The organism is Halorubrum sp. SD612, assembly GCF_002135005.1.
In genome coordinates, this window is sequence record NZ_NEWI01000337.1 from 1 (window position 1) to 721 (window position 721).

General features: G+C 72.7%; 1 protein-coding gene. It reads right to left on the bottom strand.

Translation table 11 applies throughout. The annotated features are described in order from the left end of the window. Window positions 1-224 precede the first annotated feature (224 nt). Complete coding sequence (locus tag B9G38_RS17090; protein WP_086221160.1) at window positions 225-677, bottom strand: adenylyltransferase/cytidyltransferase family protein; 453 nt, start codon at window positions 675-677, stop codon at window positions 225-227. Window positions 678-721 lie beyond the last annotated feature (44 nt).

A 721-nucleotide genomic window follows, 5' to 3' on the forward strand; every position in this document is an offset into this window, starting at 1 on the left:
GCGCCTCCGGGAGGGGGGGGGGGGGGCGGAGGACGACGGGCAGGTCACCGCCCACGGCGGCCGGGGCCAGAACCGCGGGGAATCTGTCTGGGAGCGTCACGTGGCACGGATTACGAATCGGACCCATATATGTTCCGCGCTTCGGCGAACGGCGCCGAGGGGAGTCCGGCGTCGCGAACGGGCGCTGCGCCTCCCTGCGCCGCGATCGGTCCCCCGGACCGCGATCAGTCTCGGTCCGCGTCCGGCCCGTCGCCGCGCTCGCGCAAGATCCGGTCGACGATGTCGCCGCTGGAGAGCAGTTCGTCCTCGTACTTCGGTTCGCGGCCCGACGCGCGATCGACGCGGCAGTCGATCCCGCGCGAGTCGAGCGCGGCCGCGATGTCGGCCTCGTCGTGGTGCTGGTCGAACCCCAACACGATCACGTCGGGGTCGAGCCGCTCGATCGGGACGAACACGTCCTCCGGGTCGCCGAGGTGCGCCTCGTCGACCGCGTCGAGCGCGGCGACCATGTCGCGCCGCTGGCGGGCGCAGAGCACCGGTGCGGGCTTGTGCGTGACGTTGGTGCGGCGGGCGACGATGGCGTGGAGCTCGTCGCCGTGCGTCGCCGCGTCCTCCAGGTAGTGAACGTGGCCGGGGTGGAGCAGGTCGAACGTCCCCTGCGCGACGACCCGCGTCATTTGAACCACGAGCAGAAGCCACCGGCGGCCCCGTACGCCAGGCC